The 26,888-nt window shown below is 51.4% G+C and carries 29 protein-coding genes and 1 riboswitch; of the genes, 8 read left to right on the top strand and 21 right to left on the bottom strand.

Annotated features, from left to right (window positions below; genetic code table 11):
• Positions 1–47: 47 nt before the first annotated feature.
• From ACFQ0N_RS25500 to uptA, 3 genes are all read right to left on the bottom strand, one after another.
• Positions 48–677 (bottom strand): MBL fold metallo-hydrolase, encoded by a 630-nt coding sequence (locus ACFQ0N_RS25500; RefSeq protein WP_379331619.1) that lies wholly within the window; start codon positions 675–677, stop codon positions 48–50.
• 2 nt (positions 678–679) lie between these two features.
• Entirely contained in the window at positions 680–1,243 is a 564-nt protein-coding gene (locus tag ACFQ0N_RS25505; RefSeq protein ID WP_379331621.1) for a thioredoxin family protein, read from the bottom strand.
• Positions 1,244–1,307: 64 nt separating this feature from the next.
• On the bottom strand, positions 1,308–1,925 hold the full coding sequence (uptA, locus tag ACFQ0N_RS25510; protein ID WP_379331623.1) for an undecaprenyl phosphate transporter UptA: 618 nt from the start codon (positions 1,923–1,925) through the stop codon (positions 1,308–1,310).
• A gap of 178 nt (positions 1,926–2,103) precedes the next feature.
• On the opposite strand from uptA, the gene ACFQ0N_RS25515 reads away from it, so the two are divergent.
• Positions 2,104–2,418: a dehydrogenase gene (locus ACFQ0N_RS25515; protein ID WP_379331625.1), complete on the top strand. Its 315-nt coding sequence runs from the start codon at positions 2,104–2,106 to the stop codon at positions 2,416–2,418.
• A 24-nt stretch (positions 2,419–2,442) separates the two neighbouring features.
• Here the strand turns inward: ACFQ0N_RS25515 and ACFQ0N_RS25520 are convergent, their stop codons facing one another.
• A complete protein-coding gene (locus ACFQ0N_RS25520; RefSeq protein ID WP_379331627.1) occupies positions 2,443–4,500 on the bottom strand; it encodes an O-antigen ligase family protein in 2,058 nt (685 codons plus the stop codon).
• Positions 4,501–4,689: 189 nt separating this feature from the next.
• Here ACFQ0N_RS25520 and ACFQ0N_RS25525 point away from each other — a divergent pair, with 189 nt between their 5' ends.
• Positions 4,690–5,412, top strand: a complete 723-nt coding sequence (locus tag ACFQ0N_RS25525; protein WP_379331629.1) for an ABC transporter ATP-binding protein — start codon at positions 4,690–4,692, stop codon at positions 5,410–5,412.
• Positions 5,409–6,656: an ABC transporter permease gene (locus ACFQ0N_RS25530; RefSeq protein WP_379331631.1), complete on the top strand. Its 1,248-nt coding sequence runs from the start codon at positions 5,409–5,411 to the stop codon at positions 6,654–6,656. Before ACFQ0N_RS25525 ends, ACFQ0N_RS25530 begins: the two co-directional genes overlap by 4 nt.
• 230 nt (positions 6,657–6,886) lie before the next feature.
• Positions 6,887–6,995: riboswitch (cyclic di-GMP riboswitch) on the bottom strand.
• Here the strand turns inward: ACFQ0N_RS25530 and ACFQ0N_RS25535 are convergent.
• The 5 genes from ACFQ0N_RS25535 to yyaC form a co-directional block, all read right to left on the bottom strand.
• Entirely contained in the window at positions 6,996–8,078 is a 1,083-nt protein-coding gene (locus ACFQ0N_RS25535; protein WP_379331633.1) for an HD-GYP domain-containing protein, read from the bottom strand.
• A 209-nt stretch (positions 8,079–8,287) separates the two neighbouring features.
• Positions 8,288–9,472: a class I SAM-dependent methyltransferase gene (locus tag ACFQ0N_RS25540; protein ID WP_379331635.1), complete on the bottom strand. Its 1,185-nt coding sequence runs from the start codon at positions 9,470–9,472 to the stop codon at positions 8,288–8,290.
• Positions 9,473–9,494: 22 nt separating this feature from the next.
• The gene (locus tag ACFQ0N_RS25545) at positions 9,495–10,142 is read right to left on the bottom strand and encodes a DUF6483 family protein (protein WP_379331637.1); all 648 of its coding nucleotides are present in this window, start codon (positions 10,140–10,142) and stop codon (positions 9,495–9,497) included.
• A gap of 43 nt (positions 10,143–10,185) precedes the next feature.
• On the bottom strand, positions 10,186–11,019 hold the full coding sequence (locus ACFQ0N_RS25550) for an alpha/beta fold hydrolase (RefSeq protein WP_379331640.1): 834 nt from the start codon (positions 11,017–11,019) through the stop codon (positions 10,186–10,188).
• Positions 11,016–11,624, bottom strand: coding sequence for a spore protease YyaC (yyaC, locus tag ACFQ0N_RS25555; RefSeq protein ID WP_379331642.1), 609 nt, complete (start codon positions 11,622–11,624; stop codon positions 11,016–11,018). Before yyaC ends, ACFQ0N_RS25550 begins: the two co-directional genes overlap by 4 nt.
• A 156-nt stretch (positions 11,625–11,780) precedes the next feature.
• Here yyaC and ACFQ0N_RS25560 point away from each other — a divergent pair, with 156 nt between their 5' ends.
• Positions 11,781–12,005, top strand: coding sequence for a DUF1128 domain-containing protein (locus ACFQ0N_RS25560; RefSeq protein ID WP_379331644.1), 225 nt, complete (start codon positions 11,781–11,783; stop codon positions 12,003–12,005).
• A gap of 255 nt (positions 12,006–12,260) precedes the next feature.
• The gene (thrC, locus tag ACFQ0N_RS25565; protein WP_379331646.1) at positions 12,261–13,649 is read left to right on the top strand and encodes a threonine synthase; all 1,389 of its coding nucleotides are present in this window, start codon (positions 12,261–12,263) and stop codon (positions 13,647–13,649) included.
• 43 nt (positions 13,650–13,692) lie between these two features.
• Here thrC and ACFQ0N_RS25570 read toward each other — a convergent pair whose 3' ends face one another.
• The 3 genes from ACFQ0N_RS25570 to ACFQ0N_RS25580 form a co-directional block, all read right to left on the bottom strand.
• Positions 13,693–14,397 carry a queuosine precursor transporter gene (locus tag ACFQ0N_RS25570; RefSeq protein WP_379331648.1) on the bottom strand — a complete coding sequence of 235 codons (705 nt, stop codon included), beginning with the start codon at positions 14,395–14,397 and terminating at the stop codon, positions 13,693–13,695.
• A 225-nt stretch (positions 14,398–14,622) separates the two neighbouring features.
• Positions 14,623–15,525, bottom strand: coding sequence for an SMP-30/gluconolactonase/LRE family protein (locus ACFQ0N_RS25575; protein WP_379331650.1), 903 nt, complete (start codon positions 15,523–15,525; stop codon positions 14,623–14,625).
• Between the two features lie 132 nt (positions 15,526–15,657).
• Positions 15,658–16,983 carry a sodium-dependent transporter gene (locus ACFQ0N_RS25580; RefSeq protein ID WP_379331652.1) on the bottom strand — a complete coding sequence of 442 codons (1,326 nt, stop codon included), beginning with the start codon at positions 16,981–16,983 and terminating at the stop codon, positions 15,658–15,660.
• Positions 16,984–17,187: 204 nt separating this feature from the next.
• On the opposite strand from ACFQ0N_RS25580, the gene ACFQ0N_RS25585 reads away from it, so the two are divergent.
• Positions 17,188–18,378: a coenzyme F420-0:L-glutamate ligase gene (locus ACFQ0N_RS25585; protein WP_379331654.1), complete on the top strand. Its 1,191-nt coding sequence runs from the start codon at positions 17,188–17,190 to the stop codon at positions 18,376–18,378.
• Positions 18,379–18,462: 84 nt separating this feature from the next.
• Here the strand turns inward: ACFQ0N_RS25585 and ACFQ0N_RS25590 are convergent, their stop codons facing one another.
• Positions 18,463–18,807, bottom strand: coding sequence for a zinc ribbon domain-containing protein YjdM (locus ACFQ0N_RS25590; RefSeq protein WP_379331656.1), 345 nt, complete (start codon positions 18,805–18,807; stop codon positions 18,463–18,465).
• A 203-nt stretch (positions 18,808–19,010) separates the two neighbouring features.
• Here ACFQ0N_RS25590 and ACFQ0N_RS25595 point away from each other — a divergent pair, with 203 nt between their 5' ends.
• Positions 19,011–19,898 (top strand): ATP-binding cassette domain-containing protein, encoded by an 888-nt coding sequence (locus ACFQ0N_RS25595; protein ID WP_379331658.1) that lies wholly within the window; start codon positions 19,011–19,013, stop codon positions 19,896–19,898.
• The gene (locus tag ACFQ0N_RS25600; protein ID WP_379331660.1) at positions 19,895–20,665 is read left to right on the top strand and encodes an ABC transporter permease; all 771 of its coding nucleotides are present in this window, start codon (positions 19,895–19,897) and stop codon (positions 20,663–20,665) included. The genes ACFQ0N_RS25595 and ACFQ0N_RS25600 overlap by 4 nt, the downstream gene beginning before the upstream one ends.
• A gap of 213 nt (positions 20,666–20,878) precedes the next feature.
• On the opposite strand, the gene ACFQ0N_RS25605 is transcribed toward ACFQ0N_RS25600, so the two are convergent.
• The 8 genes from ACFQ0N_RS25605 to ACFQ0N_RS25640 form a co-directional block, all read right to left on the bottom strand.
• Complete coding sequence (locus ACFQ0N_RS25605; protein ID WP_379331663.1) at positions 20,879–21,112, bottom strand: hypothetical protein; 234 nt, start codon at positions 21,110–21,112, stop codon at positions 20,879–20,881.
• 66 nt (positions 21,113–21,178) lie between these two features.
• Positions 21,179–21,427 carry a helix-turn-helix domain-containing protein gene (locus ACFQ0N_RS25610; RefSeq protein ID WP_379331839.1) on the bottom strand — a complete coding sequence of 83 codons (249 nt, stop codon included), beginning with the start codon at positions 21,425–21,427 and terminating at the stop codon, positions 21,179–21,181.
• A 381-nt stretch (positions 21,428–21,808) separates the two neighbouring features.
• Complete coding sequence (locus ACFQ0N_RS25615) at positions 21,809–22,582, bottom strand: TetR/AcrR family transcriptional regulator (RefSeq protein WP_379331665.1); 774 nt, start codon at positions 22,580–22,582, stop codon at positions 21,809–21,811.
• A 45-nt stretch (positions 22,583–22,627) separates the two neighbouring features.
• Entirely contained in the window at positions 22,628–23,200 is a 573-nt protein-coding gene (locus tag ACFQ0N_RS25620) for a DUF1697 domain-containing protein (protein WP_379331666.1), read from the bottom strand.
• A 70-nt stretch (positions 23,201–23,270) separates the two neighbouring features.
• Positions 23,271–24,371 carry an alanine racemase gene (locus tag ACFQ0N_RS25625; RefSeq protein ID WP_379331668.1) on the bottom strand — a complete coding sequence of 367 codons (1,101 nt, stop codon included), beginning with the start codon at positions 24,369–24,371 and terminating at the stop codon, positions 23,271–23,273.
• Between the two features lie 15 nt (positions 24,372–24,386).
• A complete protein-coding gene (locus ACFQ0N_RS25630) occupies positions 24,387–25,145 on the bottom strand; it encodes an SDR family NAD(P)-dependent oxidoreductase (protein ID WP_379331671.1) in 759 nt (252 codons plus the stop codon).
• Positions 25,146–25,172: 27 nt separating this feature from the next.
• On the bottom strand, positions 25,173–25,553 hold the full coding sequence (locus tag ACFQ0N_RS25635) for a Rid family detoxifying hydrolase (protein WP_379331673.1): 381 nt from the start codon (positions 25,551–25,553) through the stop codon (positions 25,173–25,175).
• 2 nt (positions 25,554–25,555) lie between these two features.
• Positions 25,556–26,881, bottom strand: a complete 1,326-nt coding sequence (locus tag ACFQ0N_RS25640; RefSeq protein ID WP_379331675.1) for a M20 family metallopeptidase — start codon at positions 26,879–26,881, stop codon at positions 25,556–25,558.
• Positions 26,882–26,888: the final 7 nt, after the last annotated feature.

Consider the following 26,888-nt stretch of genomic DNA (forward strand, 5'->3'; position numbering starts at 1 on the left):
TTCCTCCATTTTTCGCTAATAAGTAAGGATAACCCTTATGCGGCCGGTCAAGCCGGTACATAAGGGTTATTCGCCATTTCGAAGCCAATGGTTGTCTGCGGACCATGTCCCGGATAGACGCGGACCTTCGGATCCAATTTGTATAGTTTGCCGCGAATGGAGTCGTACAAGTCCCGCTCTTTGCCGCCGGGCAGATCCGTCCGTCCTACCGACATGCGGAACAAAACATCGCCGCTAATGAGATGCTCCCCGCACAGCAGACTAATGCTGCCCGGCGAATGCCCAGGCGTATGCATAACATGAAACGTATGACCAATCAATTGCAATTGCTGGCCTTCGTCCAATGCATATTCCGCCGGCGATGCCGTGAGCGGCTTCGTCACATCCGGCCAGCGCGCGGAACCGTTTTTGCCGGCATCGGCAAGCCAGTCCGCCTCGAGATCGTGCAAATATACAGGACAACCCGCCGCCTTGCGCACTTCCTCGACGCCGCCCATATGATCGAAATGCGCATGCGTCAGTACAATCGCCTCGATCTGAATCTCTTTAATCCGCTCAAGCAGACGCCTCGGTCCCATTCCCGGATCGATGATGATGCCGCGCTTTCCTGTCTCCTCCGTCAGTAAATAAGCATTCGTCTGCAGCGGTCCCAAGGTGAAGGTTTCGATTTTAATCATAGCTACACCGATGCCAGCAGCTGGCGAAGCTCGGAGACGACCTCGTGCTGATAACCGGTGCCTTCGCCATAGCGGCGCAAAATTTCTTGACGCGTTGACGCCAGCTTTTCTTGATAATCCGCCGCTTCACGATCCAGGTTAGCCTGCTTGAAGGCTACCATCGGCTCTTGAATATATTGGGTGCGAGGCCCCCACTGACCAAGCACTTGACCCGCCTTGTCAGCAAAAATGACAATCGGAATCGAACGGCCGCCCATCGTCAAAAATTGATCCATCGTCTCGAGATGCTCTTCCATGATGAGCACTTCAGTCGGAATGCCGGTGGCGGCAAGAACATGAAAAATAACCGGTACACTGCGGACCACGTCCCCGCACCATTCTGCCGCCAGAATGAGACAGTGCAAATCGCTGCGCTTGTTCAGCGCTTCAAAAAACGCTTTGTCCTCTTCCTTCCATTCGAACCGGTTGTACCAGTCCAGAAAAGCTTCTTTATTTTTTTCAAGCGAGTCGATAAATTGCTGCGGACTAATCCCGCCATTTAGCTTGCTTGCGACATTTTTGCTCACAATCGTTGCCCTCCCCAGCCTTTAATCTGTTCTATTGTATCAAACATAGGAGCATTGCGACAAATTAGACCGATTTCCCTTTTTTGCGCAGCATTTTGTACAAAACATAGACGATCAGCAAACCGATGGCAATCAAAATCGCCGGCTGAACATAAGGAGCGGCCTGCTCGTTGAATTTTTCCCATTGATCTCCCAGCTTCCAGCCTATGTACACAAACAGCAGCGACCACGGAACGGAGGCCAGTAGCGTCAGCAGCGTAAACAGCCAGAAATTCATCTTGGCTATTCCCGCCGGAATGGAAATCGCCTGTCTCATGACCGGAACGAAGCGTGCTGTGAACACAATTCCCGCACCGTACTGTTTGAACCAGCGTTCTGAAATATCAAGATGCTTCGGTTTAATTTTAATATATTTTCCGTACTTTTCAAAAATAGGACGTCCGCCAAAACGGCCTATTGCATACAAGATCCACTGCTGGATCACAGCGCCGATCGTTCCGAATATAACAGCGCCAACAAATGAAATTTGATTGCCGCCTGCGTCTGAAACCAAATAACCGCCGTATGAAAGCACAATTTCACTCGGAATGACTTCAATCGCCAAACCAATGACAATACCAAAATACCCTAAGCTCTCTACCCAACGCAGCAATGCATCCAGAATCGAATGAATCCAGTCCATGTGTCGTCTCCTATCCTTCTAAGTATAAGTCTCTCTAATTCCACCATATTCTAGCACAAGTACAGACATGCCCACCATAGCCCATTTGCTTATTTCGAGGCTGAGGCGCAAAAACTGTCATTTTCCTGTGACCGCCATGAAGCCGGCCGCATATAAAGGGAGAAAGGAGGCGATCAGCTTGAAGTCCGCTCCCGGTCAAAAGCATCAGCAAAGCTTGCCCACTGCCCGCAAAATTAAACGCGCCTGCAATAATGAATTATATCGCACAGCCAAACGATTGCACCTGTGGGTGCCAAAAGAAAAAATGGCGCTGGCGGAAAAAGCTTATTTTGACAAAGTCATTCTCAATTTGCCTTGGATCGTGGAACACCAAAGCAATCGGCGGCTGCTGGCCGACTGGTGGGATGAACATATAAGCGATGAAATCGCACAATTATGGGAGGTTGATCGGGATAAGCTGCGGGCTGCTTTTCGTTCCGCATTCGGCGGTTAACCCCCCGCTAATCTTGAGCGGTCATCATTGTTTTGGCAGGCGCAGCAAAATCCTCTTGCATTCATCGGCCGCCGCAGCGGCCTCGTCACTTCCGGCAAATTGGCGGTCGTTTCTCCGATATGACTGCCGGCTTAAACGCTCAAACTCTTCATAGATCCTTACACCCGTCTGGGCCGCCAGACGGGCCTCCCCCAGTTGATTGGCAGCCTCATTAAGCTGGGCCAGCTGAGCCAATCGCAGCACAGCCTCACTCTGCTTGTCGCGATCAAAGCGGTCATACTCTACAGCAGCTTCCAGCAACTGCACAGCTTGCGGCACATCGTTGCGGTCGGCCGCTCCCGCCCCGAGCGCCCACAGCAATTGCGGCGATTGCCGTTCATACTTTAGTCCGGCCGTCAGCAGCCCCATCTGCTCCTCCGGCTGGACAAGCTTGGCCAATTCCAGGCGAACCTGGGTCCATGACGGGTTCATGGCAAGCGCGGCCCGCAGCAGCCTCGCCTGCTCGCCGCCGCTCTCATGAACAGCCGCTGCGCGATAACGGGCGGCGCTGTCCAGTCGCCAACCGGCACCGATTGCGGCAATAAAGAGCAAAATGGCACAAGACCATAACACCCTCTGCAGCCCTCTCCTTTTACGGGAGCGAGGATGCAAGCGAATTTCCGCTGCCTCATCCCGCTTTATATAAAGTGCGGCCCAGGCAAACAGCAGCAGCCAGTAGAAGCCGTAAGTCATATCGAAATCCGCGGCAGCGTGCATGAGCAGCACCGTTAATGGAACGAGCCCTTCCCGATTTCTTCTGGCAACGAACAGCAGTATCGCCCCAATCATTGTCACTACGCAAGCGAAGCCAATTAGGCCGATATCGAGCAGCAGGCTGATATAGCCGCTGTGTACTTCACTCCCCACATAAGGCTCTGACTGAAAATGCGTAAACAAGGAGCGCCAGGTATCTCCTCCTCGCCCAAGCAGCGGCGCTTCGGCAAACATCGATAATGCATCTTGATAAAATAATGTCCGGGAAGAAGCTGTTGCATAATTGGCATTCACCCGGCCGGAGAGCGTTGCTGGTAAACAATAGAGCACAGCTGCTAACGCCGCTGCCGCCGCGATGGACGGCAGCAGCCAGTGCAGCAGCCTGCGCTCCTTCCATCTGCCCTGCCGCGCCGCATTCAGCATATAAAATCCGAGGGCGGCCGCCAATATGGCTAACAGCAGACCCCCAGCCGCCTCAAGGCTCCAGCCGGACTCCTCCATGCTTCGCATGCCGGCAGGCATAGCGAGGCGATAGATCCAGACGGCCGCAAACAGCGTCCAGCAGCTGTATAACAACCACAATGCCCGCTTTCCTGTTCCGGCCGCCCACCAGCCGATTGCCCAGCCGGCACAGCAGGCAAGCCATGCCCCCCGCGATTCCGTCAGCAGCAATACAGCCGCCAGCGGAGCGCTCTGTACAGCCGCTGCCAAAAAGACAAGCCGCGAAGAAGAATGGACAAGCTGGGTCCATTGCCAGCCCAAATAGGCCGCCGTTACCACTCCCAGCATGTTCGGATATTGGAAGAAGCCGGCGAGCCGCGCTCCTGTAGCCGACAATTGCTCATCTGTTGTAACCATGACGATTTCAGCGAAATCGCTCCACCCGATCCAGCCTAGCAGCGCCCCCCATGTAACGAATATGCCCGACAAATGCAGGGCAGCGATCAGAAAGGAGCGGCTACCCGTTATTTGCAGCAAACTGCATAGCAGAAGCAGCCATCCGCAATATCCGATCCAGCGAAGCGCCTGCCCGACCGTTCCGTTTACGGAAGCAGGATCAAAGCATAACGCAAGCATATAGAGCAGCGCAATGACCAGCGCACCGGCCGCGAGCAGCTTTACAGCGGGATCATCCTCCGCGGTGAAGCCGCCGAAGCTCGCCCTCCGCCCTGCAACAAGCATGCCTAGAGATGACGCAGCACCGCCCAAAGCAAGCAGACAGATCCAGAAATAAAAAGAGGTATCAAAAAACATCCCATAGCGGTATGCCGTAAATGCGAGCATAAAGGTACACCCGCACACCGCCATGATTGAAACCGCCCTCCGCATGCAGGCACCTCCTTCATAATCGACTCGCTGATGATTGTATCACAGCAGAGCAGCCGGGACGAAATTTAGACGACGCTGCAAAACTTTTTTTAAATAGCCGTCGTTATAAACATGAATTGCAAGCTACTGCGATCCGGACGCAGACATTGATCTATATAACCAATTTCCGAAAGGAGATTTCAGCTTAAAATGATAGAAATGTGCCAAATCGAGCATTCCTTCACTCTGGGCCGTAAAGGCAGTGAACGTCATGTTCCTGTACTGCGCGGTATCGATCTGACGATCAACCAGGGGGAAATTGTCACCCTTATCGGCCGAAGCGGCTCCGGCAAATCCACTTTGCTGCATGTCGCCTCCGGCTTTATTCATCCGACAAAAGGCAGCGTCAGCATCGCCGGGCAAGAGGTAACGCATTATAACGAGGCGCAATGGGCCGACTTTCGCCGGCGATATATTGGCTTTGTCTTTCAAAATTTTCAACTGATCCCGAGCATGACTGCCTTCGAAAATGCCGAGCTGCCGCTTGTGCTGCAGGGCACGCCGCTGGACGTCCGCCGCAAGCGCACAATGGAGCTGCTGGAGCGGCTGGACATCGCCGGCTATGCCGAGCATTATCCGAGCGAGCTGTCAGGCGGCCAGCAGCAGCGCGTTTCCATTGCGAGATCGCTTATTCTCGATCCGCCGGTGCTGCTCGCCGACGAACCGACAGGAAGTCTTGACAGTGAAAATGAACTGCAATTTTTGCAGCTGCTTCAGTCTTTAAACCGCGAGCAGGGCATTACAATGTTCATCATTACCCACGATGACAAAGTGGCTTCGATCGGCAATCGCATCATGCGCATTGCCGACGGCCGGCTGGAGGCGCACTCCGGGCAAACTACCGGCAGGGCACTGGAGGTAATCACAACGTGAAATTATCCGATAAAATCCGCTTCGTACGGCAAAATATGGCCAAAAATAAATCCCGTGTCTTTATGACGATTTTGGCCACTGCGATGGGCTGCTCCTTTCTGATGATGATCGCTTCAGTCGCCTTTGGGCTGCAGCGCAGCATGGTGGACAATTTGCTGCAGGGGCAGACGGTTACGCAAATTCAGGTTCATGGCAAGAAGGAAGCCGACAACAATTATGTACCCGCAACACTTACCGATGCAGAAAGCTTCAAAGCGATGGAGCATGTCAAAGCCGTAACCGCCCAGCTCAATCTGCAGGGAAATGTCGCTCTGCAAGACTATAAAAATACCGTCCATACTATTGTGACCAATATTGAACAGGAAGTTAAGGCCGGCCTTAAGCTTTCCGAAGGGCAATTGCCGGCCAAAAACACAGAAACGGTTGTCGGCTATCATTTTGCCGAGCAGCTCCGAAAGGAAGGCGCGACGAATGGCTATGACCAGCCGTTGCTGGGCCAGACCATAACCTTTCAAGCTAAAGGCTTCAATCATGAGACGAAAAAGAAAGAGATGCTTGCGCCGATCAAGCTTACAATCGTCGGTATCCTTGACAAGCCCGCTCGCGAATGGGTGGAGGATTCAACGCTATATCTTGATGATTCATGGGAGAAAGCGGTCTTTTTTAACGGCTCCGATCTTGTGCCCAACATCAAGGTCTACGCAGACAAAGCCAGCAATGTGACGATGATCTCCAAAGCGCTGCGCAGCAGCAATTTCAGCATCTATTCTGTAGCGGATTCAGTCAAAGAAATGGACCTCGTCTTTCTTGTCATGAAAATCGGCCTGATCTTTGTCGGCACAATCGCCGTATTAATCGCTTCAATCGGGATTTACAATACGATGACGATGGCGGTTACGGAGCGCGCGCAGGATATAGGCATAATGAAAGCGATCGGCGCAACGCCCAAGACGATCCGCAGCGTTTTTATGATGGAAAGCTTCGGTATCGGACTGTGCGGCGCCATTATCGGCATCGCAGTCTCCTACGGCTTAAGCATTGTCATTAACGCTGCCGTGCCGCCTATTATTAGCTCGGTCCTCGAGGGCCGTACACCGAAAGGCTTTACCTTCACCTACATTCCGCTGTCGCTGACGCTCGTCAGTGTAGCGATCTCGCTGGGCGTCGCTGTCCTGTCCGGCATGCGCCCGGCGCGGAGGGCGACCCGCATCGATGTGCTAAGCGCATTGCGGCGCGACATCTGAGCCAAGAAGAAACGGCTGACGCCATCCTTGGCGCGAAGCAAGTTTCTTCCCTTAGAAATATAAGCTGTGTATAGGGTGAAACTTATACTTTCTTATATTTGCACAAAGGGGCGAAGTTCAGGCTTGCTGCAGCCTGAACTTCGCCCCTTTTAAATACAACTGCAAAAATAAGCCGCTCCCTATTTATTGAAGAAGCCGCCTGCACCGCCCCGGACCCCGGGTGTCAACGTTTTGGCAGCTAGGCTGTCATTCATCCGCATCGGCGTCCTGCGTTCCTGCGAGTGATTAGACCCTGTAGCTTTGCGTCCTTGCCTTTCGGCAAGTTTGCCATCTTGTATATTACAACTCCTTGACGATGAGCAAAATGTTCGAATCCTTTAAATCGATCTCATAAGGCTGAGCGGGCTTCGAGCCGTCCGCCTCCCTTAAAATTCTAATGACAGGGCGATGAAGCGCGAGCGGATCGTTAGAAGCTACAACGCCAATCTGCCCGGAGCTTAATTGAACCGTCGTTGAGACCGGATAAATCGAAATATGCCGGCAGAAAGTTTTAATTAAATCAAGATCAAAATATGTATTGCCTGCAGCAAACAAGTATTCAATCGCCTCCGTCGGGGTGTAACGCCTCCGATGCGGGCGCGGCGATGTTAAAGCGTCATAAACATCGGCCAGGGCGACAATCTGGGCATACTCATGCATAGCGTCGGCCTTGATTTTTCTCGGGTAGCCGGACCCGTCGTAGCGCTCATGATGCTGAAAAGCGCAATGGGCCGACAATAGCGAGATATCATGCTGCGCGCGCAAAATATTAAACCCTTCCTCGGTATGCTTCTCCATAATGATCCGCTCATCAGCTGTTAGCGGCCCTGCCTTGTCGAGCAATCCCTTGGGCAGACGCGTCATGCCAATATCGAACAACAAAGCGCCTATGCCCAGTTCCTCGAGCTGCTGCTTGTTATAGCCCTTTGCCAGCCCCATAATGCCGGCTAAAATCGCCACATTAACGGAATGCTGGAACAAATATGCATCCATAACTTGAATGCTTGTTAAATTTACGAGCACATTCTCGCGTGTTATCAAATCCTGGATCAATTCGCCGAAGATTGAACGAAATGTACGCCCCATCTCCGGGATAATCGTTCTGCCTCTCGTGCTGGGCTGATCCATCAGCTTGGTCATCGTCTGATAGACCGCTTCAGTCGCCTTCTGTCTCGTCTCATCCCGTACTGGTGAAGTCGGCTCAATATTTTCCGTTGCCGGGTCGTCAAGATAGAGCATATCAATTCCAAGCGCCCTAAGCCTAGCGATAAACCGTTCATTCAACTCCACTCCAGCACCGAGCAGCACGTTCCCGTTTTCCCCAAAAACCGGACGAGCCAGCTTGTCCCCGGGTTTCACAGAAGCTATATTCGCTTTTCTCATTCATTACTCCGCCTTTAACGGTATGCTGATGGTTGCGCTCACAATATCACTTATGCGTTACAAGCGATTCGACACAATTCTCTACTCAATGTGAAATTAGTCCCAATATGCAGGACTTTTATCACTTTCTATTATTTTATCACATCGGAAGTAGCTCGCCAACCAGCCTTAAGACACAACCATCAGGGGGCTTCGCAGCACCTATGGCGCTACCTGGCGGGAAGCCTGGAGGCTAGTGCCCGCTCCAAATAGGGCTTTAGATGCAAACTCTCACAAAAGCTGACATATGCCTGCCACTTATCTTCCCGTTTATGTCCTGCCCCTTTCGTTGCGCGGATTAATATATTTTTCGGAGTATGCTCCGGGTCGATAAACTCCAGCATTTGCACCTTATACCCCAACACCTCAAGCAATTGTGCGCGCACCGCATCCGTTGCCAAAGCCGAAAACCGCTCCTTCAGCAATCCATGCGACAACAACGGCTCAAGCACTTGATTTTCCACCTGGCGGAACAATTCGTGCTGACAGCATGGAACAGACAGGATGACGCCTGCCCCCCACTCGACTGCCTTGGCGAGCGCCGCATCGGTAGCCGTATCGCAGGCATGCAGCGTAACTACCATATCAACAGCCGATTGTTCCTCATATTGCGCGATGTCGCCCACTTGAAAAACGAGCTTTTCGTACCCGAGCTTGCGAGCCAGCTCCGAACAAAAGTTAATGACCTCTTCCTTTAAATCGAGCCCGACAATCGATACAGGCCGCTGAAGCTGAACGGCAAGCAAATGATACAGCGCGAAGGTCAAGTAAGACTTGCCGCAGCCAAAATCAACAATTTTGATTTCCCGGTCTGCCGGCAAATTCGGCAAAATATCCGTTACCATTTCCAAAAAACGATTAATCTGCTTGTATTTATCCTGCTTTTTGGCGGCCACATGCCCTTCTTTTGTAACAATGCCCAGCTCAACTAAGAATGGCGCAACCTCGCCCGCTTCCAAAATACGCTGCTTTTGGCGATTATGTGCGCGCACACCGCCTTCCAATTGCGCCTGTTTGGCAGTTGGCGGCTTGCGCAGCACGGCTGCCTTGCCCTTTTTGTTGAACAGCACCTGAACATCGGCTTCCGCCGTCTTGAACAGCGCCTGGCGGTAATGGGCTTCCAGCCATTGCGCCATCTGCCCGGCCGCTTCCGTCTGCGAGACATTATGATGCGTTACTTTAGTAGGATAATGATACTCGAATTGATAAAAAAGCTGACCGCGCAGATCGACGGGTCTGATTGCCGTCTTGCCGGGCTCCTCCCCATCCTTTCGCCGCAGCTGGCTGAAGGTCGCCTGCAGCAGCTTGCCCTCGGCAACCCATTGTTTAAGTTCGTCCTGCCATTGTTCTGTCATTCTAATTAATCGCTCCTATAGGTTAATGCAGCTTCGCCATCTGCGACTGGCTTTCCTCAATTTCCTCGCGCGGCAGTCCGCCTGCCAGCAGCTGCTCATCCGGCACCTGCAGCAAACGCCGGTAAAACTCCGCCGCCGCCTCTTGCCCTAATACGCCGTCCTCCATTAACTCATAGAGCACATTTTCCGCCAGCGCATACTGCCCATCCGCCTCGTGCCAATCCAGCTGCAGCAGCTTCGTTGCCGAAGGCAGCTCGTAGACCGATAACTTGTTCAGCAGCTTTTGCGCCTCCTCCGAAGGCTTATTAATGACAGGCGCATTGTCCAGCATAGCCAATCTTATAAAAAGATGAAGCGCCTTGAGATGCGATTGGTAGCTTTTGTCTCCCTCTCCCATCTCCTCATACACATCGCCTTCTTCTTTTAATAATGCAGCAATTGCATAAATATTAGGCGATTCGACAACTCCGTTCGTCGTCATCATCTGTATTAAATCTTCGTCCGAGAGGGACCGTATCAATTTGCCGTTCAGGCGGAATTGCCGATCCAGCAGTTCATCAATGGCATATAAAGCTTCTTCATGCTTGCGCTCGCGCCGCAAGCCTGTCACTTGGCCAACAACCTGCGTCATCTGCTCAATCATCCGCATAAAATAATCCCGATGAAACATTCGTCCTTTCTCCTCTCCCTTGCTGCCGGCTGCATTGTAACAACTAACGATCAAGAAAAGCGGCTATGTGCCTGCTGCATTCCTCCGGCGCTTCCACCATGCTCAAATGGCCGCAATGCTCAACCAGCGCTTGCGTAATATGATCGCCTTCCGCAGCGAACGTTTTGTGCGGGGCGATGACGCCATCCTGTCCGCCAGCTACCAGCAAGACCGGCAGGCCGGCTGTATTCAGCACTTGTCTCCGGTCCACCCTTTCTTTCATACCGCGCGCTGTCGCAGCGGCCCCTTGAGCCGACGTTCCATAGCCGACTTGCACAATGTGCTGCACGCGTTCCGGCATCGACCTTAAATGCTCCGGAGCAAACAGCTTTGGCACCAGCCCGTCCACAAATGATTGAATGCCGGCTGTTTGAATCGTCTCTGCAGCCTTGTCTCGGTTCTGCTTTGCCTGCTCATCATCCGGCCATGCCGTGGAATGAATAAGGCCATAGCCATGCAGCCGCTCGGCATACCGCTCGGCGAATGCAAGCGTCACATAACCGCCCAGCGAATGCCCGAACAGCCAGACCCGCTCTAGCTGCAGCTTATCCAGCAGCAGCGCCGCATCCTCGGCAAATTGCTCCATCGAGTAAACGGAGCCTGCCGGCGCGGAGCTCGCCCCGTGACCGCGCAAATCCGGCACGATCACACGCCCTGCCTGCTGCAGCATCGGCACGACGGCTTCCCAATAGGCGGAGCTGCCGCAATATCCATGCAGCAGAACGATTGCCGCCTCCCCGGGTACAGATCTGCCATTTGCAGAGTCATAATAAGCGATTTCCGTACCGTTGCCGAGCTCTGCTTTATTTGTGGCCAATGTAGGCGATTTTATCGTCATTTACGGTCATCCTTTCCAAGTAAATACTGTATAAGCGATGTCTGGGCATGCCCTCTCTTCCGCCCCGGCCATGCCGCTTCAAAAGCATCGGCTGCTTGCCGGGCCATAGCGATGACCATGGACAGCGGGGCGCGCTGCAAGCTCCAATACGGCTTGATCGTATGCAGGCCAACGACGCCTGCAATACTATAATGTCCCACAGGCTGCAAATTTTTACCCGTAACCCGTGCCGGGTAGAGCGGTTCGGCAGCTACAAGAAAGTCGCCGACAGAGTCCTGTTTGCCCAAGCAGGCATCCACTGCAATTACGATCGATGCTTTATCCAGCGTTTCAATAACTGACGGGTAACGCTCTGCGTCACATGGCTCCGACAACGTTCCTACAACATTTTCCCAGCCTTGATAGCGGAGCATCGTCCCGAGCCAGGGACCCAAAGAGTCCCCAGTAGAGCAGTCCGTTCCGACACAGACAATGGTCAACTGTGAGCGTTCCGGGTAAAGCTTGGCGAGCCGCTGCAAATAATGCCGCAGTCCGGCGCCATCCACCCGCTGCCTCACCGGCTGCTCTTCTATTTTCATGCGGGCCTTCGCCCGGTTTCTTGACACATTTACCGCTTCCTTCCGCCTATCTCCCCTCTTACTTTTGAATTGTACCCGAAATTGCATCATAGCTTCAATCTAATCCTTGGATTCAGTGGCTTCTCGGCCTTGGGCATGTTACAATACGAACAGCTTACACCAAACGGAAGGTGGACTGATCCTGTGACTAATTTGAATGAGCCAACAGCAGAAAATATCGAGTTTATGATTGAAGCTATAAAATCCAAGCTTCGTATGGCAACCGCCGCAGCCATGCAAGCTTCGCATTTTAGTACTGCGCGGTACGAAGATATTAAAGAGATTTACGAAATTGTAAGCAGCAAGGAAAACTTCAGCATTAGCGAGGTTGAAGCGCTCGTCTCCGAGCTGGGGCAGCTGCGCAATTAATCGCTCGCCAATGAGAAAGCGGCCGCCTGATACTAGCTGTGAAACGAACAGACAGCGTCTCAGCGGCTGTTTTTAATCGTACACAATCATGTTATAATACGTTGTACCGCCCGTCTCATCGTCGAATGATGTACGAACCGCCTATCTGATCGCATTCAGCGGCAAAGGCTGACTGCTAATCGCGGACTTGGCAATCAAGATGTCGACGGGATCGTGCGCTTTGACGATAACTGGGGCTTTGCAGGAGGAGAAATGATGGAATTTATCAGTACAAGAGGAAATGTAGGCAAAATTGGTTTTATCGATGCATTCATGATGGGCCTGGCCAATGACGGGGGCCTGCTTGTGCCGCATCAAATACCGGCGGTGTCGGCCGAGAAGCTGCAAGAATGGCAGCAGCTTGGCTATCAGGAGCTAGTGTTCGAAATTTTCAGCCTGTACACGAACGGCGAAATTCCAGACAATGAGCTGCTCGAGCTTATTGCCGCAAGCTACAGCACCTTCCGCGATCCAGAAGTCACTCCCGTCCGCAAGCTGAAGGACGATTTGTATTTGCTGGAGCTGTTCCACGGCCCAACGTTTGCCTTCAAAGATATCGCCCTGCAATTTATGGGTCAACTATATACTTATGTCGCCACCAAATACAACAAAAAAATTCATATTCTCGGCGCCACTTCTGGCGATACGGGCGCATCGGCAATTGAAGGCGTCAAAGGAAAAGACGGCATCAAAATTTGCATTTTGCACCCGCATGGTAAAGTAAGCAAAGTGCAAGAGCTGCAAATGACGACCATTCAGGAAGACAATGTGCTGAATTTGTCGGTCGACGGCAACTTTGACGACTGCCAGCGCATGATCAAAGAATTGTTCGCCGATCTTGATTTCAAATCCCGCCATCATCTGGCCGCGATCAATTCCATTAATTTTGTACGGATTATGGCGCAGACGGTTTATTACTTCTATGCATACTTCCAGATTGTGAAGCAGACTGGAGCGGCAGTCGTCAACTTCAGCGTTCCTACAGGCAATTTTGGCGATATTTTTGCCGGCTATCTGGCCAAACGAATGGGACTTCCGATCGGCAAGCTCATTCTGGCAACGAATGAAAACAACATTTTGGAGCGCTTTGTGCTTGAAGGCATATACAAGCCAGGCGACTTCCGCATCACCTACAGCCCGTCGATGGACATTCAAGTAGCGAGCAACTTCGAGCGTTACTTATACTATGTGCTTGGCGAAGATGCAAATCAGGTTCAGCAGCTGATGGAGCAATTCAAAGCTGAAGGACAAATTACAGTGTCCGGCGACATGCTTGCTCAGGTACAGACCGATTTTGGCGCACATGGCGTACAAGGTCAGCAATGTCTCGATACGATCAAGCACTATAAAGAAGCAACCGGATATTTGCTTGATCCGCACTCGGCCTGCGGCGTAGCGGCAGCAGACAAATATGCCGACGGAAGCAGCATTACAGTATCCTTGGCTACCGCTCATCCGGCTAAGTTTAATGAAGCGATTGAATTGGTCGGTATTAAGCAGGAGTTCCCTCCCCAAATATCCGCCCTGTTCGAGAAGGAACAGCGCCAAACCCGGATCGACGGCTCTTTAGCCGCTGTCGTCCGCGAGCTGGAAGCCTTCTATTGATGAAAAAACCGCTGGAGATCTGCGCTCCAGCGGCTTTTTTTATTTAACCCGCTTCATTTGCTCTGCGGTCATCTTCGGGAAACTGAAACCTTCTCGCAATGTAGATGACTGGCGTAGAAGCGACCGAAATAACAAATTTAATTAAATATGTCGTCAGCAATATTTGCCACCATACATCAAAGCTGTACACACCGGCAAATGCGACGGTGCAAAAGACTAACGTGTCGATCAACTGACTGACGCATGTGCTTCCATTGTTGCGAATCCACAGCTGATTCGGCTTCGGGAACCACTTGCGCAGCAGCGCGAACAAACGGACATCAAGAAACTGGCTCGTGAAATATGCGAGCAAGCTTGCCGCTACCAGCCGTGGCATTAATCCGAAAATGATTTCTAGATGCTCCTGTGCAATATCTTCTGCCTGCGGCTGGAAAATAAGAGCCATCTGCATAATAACCGTCGACATGATGAGTGTAAAAAAGCCAAACCAGACCGCTTTACGCGCTTCCTTCTCGCCGTATTTTTCGTTGAGCAGGTCAGTCGTCAAATAAATCGTGCCATACATCGTATTGCCGAGCGTCATGACAAAACCGAACATTTCGATCGTTTTCGTCACTTGAATATTGGCCAGAACGGTCGCAATACCGATCCAGGCATATAAGCCGTGTTTGCCGAACTTGCGGTAGCACAACAAAAAAAGCATGAAGTGCACAAGGACAAATAGAATGCCCCATCCAAAATTAAACATTTTCTTCCTCCTAGTTTTGGTTACGCGGGAGTTTTCGAACCGCGCCCGGAACTCATCCGGGAACCCTTCATTTTGTTTCACGCTGCGCCCGTCGCAGTCCGCGGCAGCGCCCTAGGTTACTATACCATTAGTATTTCGGAAATGGTACTCTCCATTCATTATGAGACAAAAAATCCCCCCTCTTAAGGAGGAATACCTCCTCAAATCTCCAGGGGGGAGGGGCATTTACTTCCGCCAAGCGTATTGGAATGGAGGACGCCCGTGTACCTTTAGCCCGTCCACTGCCTGAAACAAAGCCCCGGACAGCGGATAGCGGCTGCGCTGCTCTGCCGGCAATCCGGCCGCCGCGCTTGTCATGAACAGCATATTATAATGCTCGCCGCCAAAAGCGCAGCTCGATGGCTGTGGCACAGGCAGCTGAACGGCAGCAAGCAGTTCTCCATTGTGCGGATTCCAGCGCGCGACGCGATGGCCGCCCCACTCGGCAACCCAAATCATTCCCTCTTCATCGAGACTCATGCCGTCCGGTACACCGCTGCCTTCCTCTGGGAGCTGGACAGCAGTTCTTCTTTCTCCAAGGGAACCGGTAGCAAGATCGAAGGCGTAGGCACGTACCTCTTTCACACCGGAATCGATATAATACATCTCCGAATTGTCCGGGCTCCAGTCTAACCCGTTCGAGCAATAGATGCCAGTTACCTTTTCTTCGACCTGCAGCTGCTCATCCACCCGGTACAGACTGCCGATCGGCTGGCCGCTTGACATATCCATCGTTCCAATCCACAAAGCTCCGTCCGGGCCTGCCTTGCCATCATTGAATCGTACATTGTCCGGCAGCTTGAAGCGCAATATTTCTTCGAACGTCTCGTCTCCGGTGTTCCAGTGGTAAAGGGCATGATAAGCAGTCGCCACCCAGCCCCCTTGCGCACATGGGATCAAGGCGCTGATTTTTTCCGGCGCTTCATATGTATCGGTTTCCCCTGTTGCCGGACTATAGCGATGAATGCGAGCCCCTTCAATATCAACCCAATACATATGATTGGTGCGTGAATCCCAGCATGGGCCTTCGCCTAATGTTGATCCCGGCGCTTGAACCGCCGCTGGCGTAATCGGTTTCAAAATCGTCATCACTAGCCCTCCATCTTCTTTTTATGGATAGAAAAGGTTTCTAAGCATTCTATGAAACAGTATATCATAGGGTGCAGCCTTTCGTACCTGCAAGAGCGGCAGTCTGCAAAAAAAGACGCCTGACGGCGTCCGCTAATTGAACTTGAGTATTCCGGTTGTGTACAGAAAGACAAGAAAAATAAGAATCGGCGCAATGTAGCGAATCATAAACAGCCAAATCCGAAACCAGCCTGCCCGCAAGCCGACAGCTTCCGCCGCCCCTTTCCAATAGTAGCCGGCAAAGATCGTAACCCCTATTCCGGCGACAGGCAGCATAATATTGGCCGTAATAAAATCAACCCAATCAAAAAAAGATTTGCCGCCAAAAGTAAGTGCGGGATAATCGCCAAATGAAAGAGCCGAAGGTAGGCCTAGCAAGAAAATAATCAGGCAAATGACATACACCGCTGTCTTGCGCTTCATACGAAACCGTTCCATCACATAGGAGATCGGTACTTCCAGCACAGATACCGCAGAGGTCAGCGCAGCGAAGGCAAGCAGCACAAAAAACAACCCGGCGAACAATGCGCCGTACGGCATGGCGGAGAAGGCGGCCGGCAATGCGATAAAGACAAGAGACGGCCCTTCATCCGGTGCGATTCCGAAGGAAAAGGTCGTCGGAAAAATAATAAGACCGGCAATGAAAGCATAAATTAGATCACCAGCCCCGATAGCCAAAGTAGCCATGCCAAGCGATTGCTCCTTATGCACATAGGAGCCGTAAGTAAGCAGTATGCCCATTCCTAATGAAAGGGAGAAGAAGGCATGTCCCAATGCGGCGAGTGCAGATTCGGCCGTTATTTGCGAAAAGTCCGGCCGCAGAAAAAAGCTTACGCCCTGCTCCGCATCCGGCAGGGTAAGCGCTCGCACCATCAAAATGATTAATAATACGATCAAACTGGGAATAACGATTTTATTAAACTTCTCAATACCGTTGGCCACGCCCAAAATAACGATAGCGCCAGTAATGAACAAAGCGGCAAACTGCCATACAATCGGCAAGCCGCCAGTTACAAAAGTTGAAAATTGTCCGGCAAAATCATGATTCTGTAACAGATTCCCAGTAAAAGCCTGAACCGCATAATGCAATGTCCAGCCAGCTACAATAATATAGAAGGTCAAAATTAAAAATGGCGTAATAACCTGCAGCAGCCCGATGCTCTTCCAGCCTTTGCCTCCTCCTGAACGGACTATAGCGGTTGCCGCACTGCCGCGGCCATTTCTGCCGATCGCCAGCTCCGCAAGCAATAGCGGCAAGCCGATAATAAGCAGGCAAGCTATGAAAAGCAAAAAGAATGCAGCGCCGCCGTTCTCTCCCGTAATATAAGGAAACTTCCACATATTACCGAGCCCGACAGAGCTGCCGATTGCCGCTAAAATAAATCCTGCAGAAGAAAATCGTTCTTGTTTCTCGTTCATTGTCATAACCCCAGTTGTCGTTTTCAATACATAAGATGTATTATACATCATCCAGCTAAAAAATGAGTTTATTATTTTTTCACAACTTATACATATAAATTAAACTAATACCCTCTATTCAATATATTCATTTTACTTATGAGCTGTCTTTAAGGTATAGTACTAAGGGTGTTCATTATTCATTAGTTGTAAGGAGCGATCATTGTGGAAAGAGTGGTTGGAACTGTTGTAAGAGGTCTTCGCTGCCCGATCATCAATAAAGGGGACTGCATCGAGGAAATCGTAGTTGACAGTGTATTGAAAGCCGCAGAAGTGGAAGGCTTCACCATTCAAGATAAAGATATCGTGACAGTAACCGAATCTGTAGTCGCTCGCGCACAAGGCAACTATGCGACCATTGATCATATTGCAGAAGACATTCACAATAAATTTGGCGACGGTACCATTGGCGTCATTTTTCCGATTTTGAGCCGCAACCGGTTTGCCATCTGCTTGCGCGGCATTGCAAAGCGTGCCAAAAAAATTATTTTGATGCTCAGCTATCCGTCCGATGAAGTGGGCAATCAATTAGTCGATATCGATATTCTCGATGAAAAAGGAATTAATCCTTGGACTGATGTGCTGACAGAAGAGCAATTCCGTAATGCATTCGGCTACAATAAACATACCTTCACTGGTGTCGATTATATTACTTACTACAAGTCGCTCGTTGAGGAATATGGCGTGGAGTGCGAGGTTATTTTCTCCAACCATCCGAAAACGATTCTGGATTACACAAAAAATGTACTCACTTGCGATGTGCATACCCGTTTCCGCACGAAACGTATTTTGAAAGCACACGGCGGGGAAAAAGTGTACAGCCTGGACGAGGTACTTTCTTCCCAGGTCAATGGCAGCGGCTACAATGAAGCATATGGCCTGCTCGGCTCGAATAAATCGACTGAGGAAAGCGTAAAGCTGTTCCCGCGCAATTGCCAGCCGGTTGTTGACAAAATTCAAAGCCTGCTGCAAGAAAAAACAGGCAAGCAAGTTGAAGTCATGATTTACGGCGACGGCGCCTTCAAAGATCCGGTAGGAAAAATTTGGGAGCTGGCCGACCCTGTTGTCTCGCCTGCTTATACATCCGGCCTCGACGGCACGCCTAATGAAGTCAAACTCAAATATTTGGCGGATAACAATTTTTCCAACCTGCGCGGAGAAGAGCTGAAGCAAGCGATCTCCAATTATATTAACAATAAAGAGGCTGACCTGGTTGGCGCCATGGAAGCGCAAGGAACGACGCCGCGGCAGCTTACCGACCTGATCGGCTCGCTGTCCGACCTCACTTCCGGAAGCGGCGACAAAGGGACACCAATCGTGTTCATTCAAGGCTATTTTGATAATTATACGAAGTAATTACTACAGCAAAGCTGGAGCAGGACTTGATCTTGCTCCAGCTTTTTTATTAGAGAAATTCCGCGGACAACCTCTGCAGGCGCGTTATACTTTCTTCACAAACTCCGACTTCAGCTTCATCGCGCCTAACCCATCAATTTTACAATCGATATCATGATCTCCCTCAATGAGACGAATGTTTTTCACCTTTGTCCCCTGTTTCACAACTAACGAACTGCCCTTTACTTTCAAATCTTTAATGACCGTCACCGTATCGCCATCGCTCAAAGGCTGCCCATTCGCGTCTTTAATGATCCGCTCCTCGCTGCCAGCGGCATCTGAGCCGGACCCTGCCGTCCACTCATGCCCGCACTCCGGGCAAACAAACATTTGGCGATCCTCGTAAGTATAGGCCGAATTGCAGGAAGGGCAACTAGGCAATTGACTCATTGTATTGATTCCTCTTTTCCCCAGATTGTAGCGTTGCAGCCTCCATTGTGCCATACTCCCGCTTTATTCTCAACGGAAATAAAAAATAAGGATTGCACTCATAATAGTTTATGATATATACTGTTTATGTAATATACGGTTTATGTTATATACTGTTCATTAAATCTTCAGTTTACTTTATGCAGCAGAAAGGGTGTTATGCTATGACCTCTCCAGCTATCCAAATTACCGGCCTGCACAAAAGCTTCGGCCGGCAAGCTGTTCTTCGCGGAATCGATCTCACTGTGCCGAAAGGCGGCGTCTTCGCTCTGCTCGGTCCTAATGGGGCCGGAAAAACGACATTAATCAATATTCTTTCTACACTGGTCGTTCCAGACAGCGGAACTGCGCTTGTGGCAGGCCGCAACGTTATGACTGAACGTAATGCAGTAAAAAGCGCCATCAGCCTTACCGGCCAATTCGCCGCAGTAGACGAAGTATTGACGTGTGAAGAAAACTTGATCATGATTGGCAGGTTGTATGGGCTATCCGCTTCGCAAGCGAAAACAAGGGCAAATGAGCTAATTATACAATTTGACCTTACAGCAGCCGCCAAAAAAAGAGTGAAAACCTACTCCGGCGGCATGCGGCGCCGCCTTGATCTGGCGATTAGCCTCATCGTTCCCCGGCCAATCATCTTTCTCGATGAACCGACAACCGGGCTTGATACACATAGCAGACGCACGTTATGGGATATTATTCTTCAGCTTGCCGGTCAAGGCATTACGATTTTTTTGACAACCCAGTACCTGGAGGAAGCCGATCAACTAGCCGATACGATAGCCGTCATCGCCGATGGCCGCATCGTTGCAAGCGGTACGCCTGAACAGCTGAAGGCAAGAATAGGCGGCGAACAGCTGGAGCTGCTGTCCGATAAAGACGAAGTACTCTGTACGGTGCCGACAAGCGGACAAATCCATGATGTTCAGCGTGCGCTTAACGAACTCGCCGCCTCCTTTCCTTCGGATGTCCGCGTCAATCTCAGACGGCCGAGCATGGATGATGTTTTTGTCGCTCTGACAAGTCATAAAATGGAGGATACACACGTATGAAAACATCCGCATCCCTTCTCACTACCAACATGATTTTTATTGGACGCAGCATCCGCCATAGTCTGCGCAATGTAGAAGCGCTCATTATGGCGATCATGCTTCCCGTCATGTTAATGCTGCTGTTCACTTACGTCTTCGGCGGCGCGATCTCCCATGAAGGCCGCTATGTCGACTATATCGTACCCGGGATTATACTGCTGTGTGCAGGCTTCGGCTCCTCAAGCACGGCGGTAGATGTTTCGCAAGATATGACGAATGGAATTATCGAGCGGTTTCGAACGATGCCGATCTACAGCCAAAGCGTCATCACCGGCCATGTTGTCGCCAGCCTGTTCCGCAACTTGATTGCTACTGCTGTCGTCATTGCCATCGGGCTGCTGCTCGGTTTCAAGCCGTCCGCGACTCCGGTTCAATGGCTGCTGGCGCTCGGCATGATTGCATTATTTATTTTGACCATTACCTGGCTATTCGCGGCAATCGGCCTCGTGGCCGGAAGCCCCGCTGCAGCAAGCGGCTATGGATTTATCCTGCTATTTCTTCCTTACTTGTCCAGCGCCTTCGTTCCAATCGATACAATGCCCTCCTGGCTGCAAGGCATCGCCAAGCATCAGCCGATTACCCCGGTGATTGAGACGATACGCAGCTTGCTGACAGGCTCGCCGCTTGCCAATCGCCACTGGTGGGCGCTTGGCTGGTGCCTGCTGCTATTGCTCGTTGCCTTTGTCTGGTCGGTGTTGGCATTCCGCCGCAAAGCGGGCCGCAGATAAAGAAAACTCTACAGTGTAAAAATTAATATTCCAAGATTGAAGAAGTTGGAAACGTCAAGAGAATGCAGCCCTTGAAGGAAACGAGGTTTGCAGTACCGCGGGTTATCAACTCATGAATGAAAATGAAGAATACTTGCTTTTGCTAAGAGAAAGTACAAGTAATAAGATTCAAAAAAAACCGCTATCCAATTCGGTAGCGGTTTTTCCTTTATCTTAGTATGATTCTTCCGTTGTTATGGACGAAGTATTATGTCTTAATATATACAAGTCTCTGTCATGCTGCCCCAGTTTTCCAGCCAAATAATCCATTTGAGATTGCAATTCTTTGAAGTTGCTTCGCATCTCACCTTGAAACTTTGTCATCTCTATACGAAATGCCTCATTCTTAGCAGACTCTACTTCTAGGCGATGTAAAATTGCTGTAATCATATCTTTAAGTTCATCCATTTATCAACTTTCCCTTCACGTGTAATTAACCTCACAAGAAAATTATGCGATATCGTATAATGAATGTCAATCGGAATATTCGATAGCGAATAATTCATCGTATGTAATGTTAAGTGCCGTCATGATAGCGACTACGTGCACATCTACATGTCTATCGTTCTTATCAAAGCGTGATAATGACCCTTGCGGAACTCCGGTTTCTTGCGATAACCACATTTGAGTTAGACCACGTTCTTTTAATATTTCTGACAAACGTGGCGTAACTTTTATTATAGCGGGCATTGCATAATTCCTCCATAGAAAAATTATGTCCATTATACGATAACGAATATCGACCGTCAACTTAATTAAAAGCTATATCTAGTCCGACGATCTAGCGAACAAAACAAAAAACGAACTGTAGAAAATCCATTTAACAGGCCTGTACGTTGTGCAACAATCATCGCTATTTATGCGCCCTGGAGGAGAGATTTGTTGCATTTCATACAACAATTTGCAGCATACCTCCTTCCTCCAATCAACTTGTTGCACAAACTGCAACATTTGAGCGCCTTTTCTACTCATCCAAGGATCGGCTTCGCATGGCGAGACACCTCTTCTTGGATTTGTGGGCGAATGAGCCTCCTGAGACACGCTATTGCTGGAAAAAAGGCGGGGGGTTGAAAAAACAGCCGTTCTTCAGCAACGGCTGTTTTTTTATTGTTTGCTATTTAAATATTGCTCAATCCCGTCCAAAATCCGCTCCAGTCCGAATTCCATATCATCGATTTTCTCTTCGGCATTTTGCCCGTCCTCCGTATAAATGCCCGACATGACAATTGGCTGCAGATCCGGGTATTGCTCCGCCTTCACAAGCAGCTTTAAAGCTTGCGTGTACTGAAGACCGCTAAAGCTTTCCGGCGACACTCCTGCCAGCATAGCCCGGTCTATATCTCTTTGCAGAGTGCCGCACCCCCTTGCATAATTGCTTAGCAGAAGCGTGACGGCCATCTTCTCGTTGCCGTTCAAAGGCAAATAGCGCATCGTCCGCAGCGACCAGTCCACCATTTTCAGTATATTGGGCATTATTGGTATGCCTGATATGGGAATGTCGCTATACCATGGGTGATCGCGCAGCACCTGAATCGATGCATGGACATACACGCGCATATTTCCCCGCCAATCCTCGTAATCGTCAATGACAGGCAGCTCGACCATGGCGCATACTGCGTCCTGCATCAGCAGCAGCAAGTCCTCTTTGCTCGGAATGTAGCGATACAGCGACATCGCGGTAAAGCCGAAAGCAGCTGCAACCCGGTTCATCGACACAGCCGCAAGTCCGTCCTTGTCAGCAATTTCAATAGCGGTTGCGACAATGGTTTGAACGTCCATTTCCCGCTTCGGCCCGCGCCGCGGCGCCTCAACCTTCCCCCAGCTTATCGCCACCCCGCGCGGCAAATCCTGAAATAACTGATCCTCGTTAGACTTCACGCGTTCGGACTCCTTCTCCAAATTGTTTATCATATAAACAGTATATCATTCAATCATGGCATCTGCCAGCTCGTCCAGCTTGCTCAATGTTTGCCAGTTCCGTGTCGTCGCTGTAACCCCCAGCTTGTCGACCTGAACAGCGAGCTTGGCTTGATGCACGCTTGTATAAAATAAAAGATAAATATGACCCCCGCCATCCCAGACGTATTGCTCCGCAGCGGAAGCATAATCCGCTAGTTTAGCCACCCGTTCTTCCGCCGGCTTATCTGACAGCATTACGGCATGCAGGCATTTGCCGATCGCGGTCGCTGCGGCAGCGGCAATTTGCTCTTCTGTAAACGGACAGCCCGCAATAATCTGCTTGAGCTGCTGCGCCGTACGAAGCACTACCGGAATTTTCAGCCCGAATGACTGCTCAATCGTCTGCTCCAGCCGAAGGCGCAGCAGATCGGCGTCCTCCTCCGCCACAAACAGGATGTTCCCGCTTTGAATATAGGTTTGCACGCGCAGAAACCCGGCCTGCTCCATCGCCGCGCGCAATTCAGCCATCTTGATTTTGTTGTTGCCGCCCACATTAATACCGCGTAACAGCGCAATATAGATTGTCAAAAGCTCCACCGCTTTCCTTTATGAGAATAAGGATATCCGGCCGCTCCCCGGCGCCTGGATATCCTTATCATAACGTATCTTAATTCACTTTTCCTCTGGCAGCGATTTTCCAGATGCGCTGGACTTCGGTATCGCGCACCAGATGAATCACATCAAGCATGTTTACAACCGCGCAGCAATGAACGGGAATAATTTGCAGCTTATCGCCAACTTGCAGCCCCTGCTCCTCCGGAGGAAGGTGCAGCACACCATGCTCCTCATTAAACCATGCCACTTCAATGCCCGGATGATCGAGCACATATCCGCGTCCTGTTCCGAGCGGCGACTGCTCGCCATCCATCGTAAACACCTTGGTCCCGGCATCGATGACGGCTCTATCCGGTGCAGGACGGCTAATTACAGTCGCCAGGACGGTCAGCGCACAATCGGCAAGCGAGATTGCCCCCGCCTTTACTTGCGTCAGATCGCCGAATACATACGTCCCCGGCCGCATCTCCGTTGCCCCTTCCATTGCCGCAGCAAGACGGCTTGCCGGGGTTGAACCGATACTGACCGCTTCAACCGGACAACCAAGCCGCCGCAGCGTCGCCGCGGCCTCCCGGGCAATGCGCGCTTCCTCATGCACAACTTGCCGCAAGGCATCGTCATCTGCCGCATCGTAGGACTGGCCGCCAAAGGTCAGCACACCTGTCACTCGCACACCGGGCAGTTCCGCTAGCGCTGCACCGAGCCGTTCCAGCGCTTCCCCGGGCTGTACACCGACCCGGCCATACCCCGGATCCACTTCAACCCAGACGGAAATCGTCCTGCCTGCGGCAGCCGCCGCTTCAGCGATCCCGCGCGCAACCTCGATGCTGTCTACCGCCACAGTAATAGCGGCCCGTTCCGTCAGCCTCATTAATCGCTCCAGCTTGGCGGCACCTACGATCGGGTAAGCGATAACAATCGGGCTAACCCCCTGCTCTGCCATCACTTCCGCCTCTCCCAGCTTGGCGGAGGTAATGCCTACTGCGCCCGCCTCTAGCTGTAGCTTGGCAATTTCAGGTGTCTTATGCGTCTTAATATGCGGGCGCAAGCTTATGCCGGCCGCATTCGCAGTCTGCTGCATCCGTTCAATATTTTGCAGCAGCTTCGCTTCATCAACAACAATACAAGGCGTGTCAAGCATCAACTTGTTCATCGACTGCTTTCTCCTTTAGAATGACAATTGGCCGCCGTCAACGACGATACATTCGCCAGTAATGAAGGTCGCATCCTCTGAAGCAAGAAATGCGAATACACCGGCCACATCCTGCGGCGTCCCTGTGCGCCGCAGCGGGATGAACTGCTCGATGTAACGCTCTACCGTCTCCGGGCTGTCGATGGATTGAGAGAGCGGGGTTTGAATATACCCCGGACATACCGCATTAACGCGAATGCCAGATTTGCCAAGCTCAATCGCCATCGTTTTCGTCAGCAGGACCACCCCGCCCTTCGAGGCATTGTAATGCGCATAGCCAGCTTCGCCGACAAGACCGTTGGTCGAAGCCATATTGATAATCGCCCCGCCGCCTTGCTGCACCATCAGGCGCGAGACGCGCTGGGCAACATAGAACATGCCGTTCAAATTAACATCGATCATCCGCCGCCATTGCTGATCCTCAATCTCAACGAACGGCTCTTCTTTGGCGATACCGGCATTATTCGCCAAAATATCGATTCTGCCGCAGCTCGCAGCAATTTCGGCGATGACAGCGTCAACCTGCTCCGCAGCGGAGACATCAAGCTGATGCTCCGAAACGTCGCCGCCAGCTGCGCGCAGGCTTGCTGCCGCTTCTGAAAGCAAATCTTCGCGAATATCGGCCATAATGACGCGGGCGCCTTCTGCGGCAAACCGCTCGGCAATGGCAAAACCAATCCCTTGACCGGCGCCGGTTACAAGCGCCACTTTATTGTCGAATCTTCTCACGGTCATTGTCGTCCCCTCTATAAGCTAGTAGGCTTACTCCTCTTGATCCCGGCACACAATCGCATCAATCTCTACCTTGATGTTGTCCAGCACGGCCTGAACGCAGGTTCTCGCCGGCAGCGGCGCAGAAAAATAGGTTTCATAAACCGCGTTGAAGCGGTCAAACTCTTGCAAATCCGCAAGATAGACACCTACCTTGACCACATCGTCCATCGTAAAGCCTGCCGCCTCGACGATCGCTTTCACATTGTCCATCGTCATTCTTGTTTCCGCCTCGATATCCCCCGCAACAATATTTCCGGCAGCGTCAAGAGGGCCTTGTCCTGATACAAACAGCATGCCTCGGGCCAGTATCCCTTGAGAATAGGGGCCGCTGCCAATAGAAGCATTGCCGGTATTCACCGCTCTTCGCATTGTCATCCCTCCATCCTCAGTTCCCCGCTCTCGGCAAGGCCGCACCAGCGTATAAGAGTAAGTGCATAGATTTCGACCAATTTGACCAAACTGTCCAGCTCGACAAATTCCTCCGGCGCATGCGCATTGCCCCCTGAAGGGCCGATGACCAGAGCGGGACTGGAGCTAAATTCATTAAATACAAATGCGTCGCAGGCGAATGGAGAACCGGTTACGACCGCTTTATCGCCAGTTGCTCTCTCTATCTCCTCAGCAAGCAGCGGAATGAGCGGATGATTCGCTTCAACCTCCGAACCGGGCAAAAAGCGGATCATTTGTTTAAAGCGCGGACGATCAAGCCCATCGGCATAGGCAGTGCCGCAAAACTGTTCATATCCGTCCAGCAATTGCTGGCGAAGCTGCTCCTCGGTTATCCCCGGATAACACTCCACCCAAATATCAACATGAGCCTCAACAGGCCCAACATCACATAACGGCGCTGACATATCTCCCGCCGCAAGGCGCGTTACAATGACCGGCAGCGCTTCTTTAGAACCGCTGTACCACGGGGCAGGCCCCGCTTCATCTGCCCGCTGCTGTTCAAACTGATCCAGGAAGACAATAAAGCGCGCGGCAGCTGCAGCCGGATTGCGCACAGTCTCGCCGCTGAACGACAGGCCGGTCGTCCCTTCAAAAGTGACGCGCCACAGCGCGCCGCCGCGGGTAGCCGGGTAGAGCGCCAAATTCGTCGGCTCAGGAATAATAACCGCAGCGGCAGTTATCCCTTTCGCCCGGCCGGCCACGGTCCCGTTGGCGCCGCCAAATTCTTCATCCACTACCGATTCGATCAGAACGTCGCCCTGCAGCCCGATCCCGAGCTCCATCAAACATCTGACTGCCATAATGGAAGCGGCAAGTCCGCCTTTCATATCAAAGGCGCCCAACCCGATTAAACAACCATCTTCTATTCGCGGCGTAAAAGGATCCTCCGGCCAGCCGGGAGCGACAGCCGCTGTATCGATATGGCTGGAGAACAGCAGCGATTGTCCATCGCCGCTGCCCTTCCATTGCGCCCAAACATTAGGGCGTCCGCTGTAATCCTTGCCCGGATAGTAAGCCGGATGCTCATGAAAGCCCTGCACAGCCTCCGGCTCATACAGCTCAGCTTCGAACCCGAGCTCCAGCAACCGCTTATGAAGCGCCTGTTGGCACTGCTGCTCCGAGCCGCTTGTAACGCGATTGACCGTATGATGTGAAACCAGCTCGGCCAGCAGTTCAATCAGCCGTTCGCGATTTTGCTCGGCCCAGTTGCGAATGTCTGCAGCCATACGATCTGTATTTATGTTCATATCCGTA

Origin of the sequence: Paenibacillus sp. GCM10027626, from assembly GCF_042676285.1 — a bacterium.
In the GTDB taxonomy this organism is placed as follows: domain Bacteria; phylum Bacillota; class Bacilli; order Paenibacillales; family Paenibacillaceae; genus Paenibacillus_Z.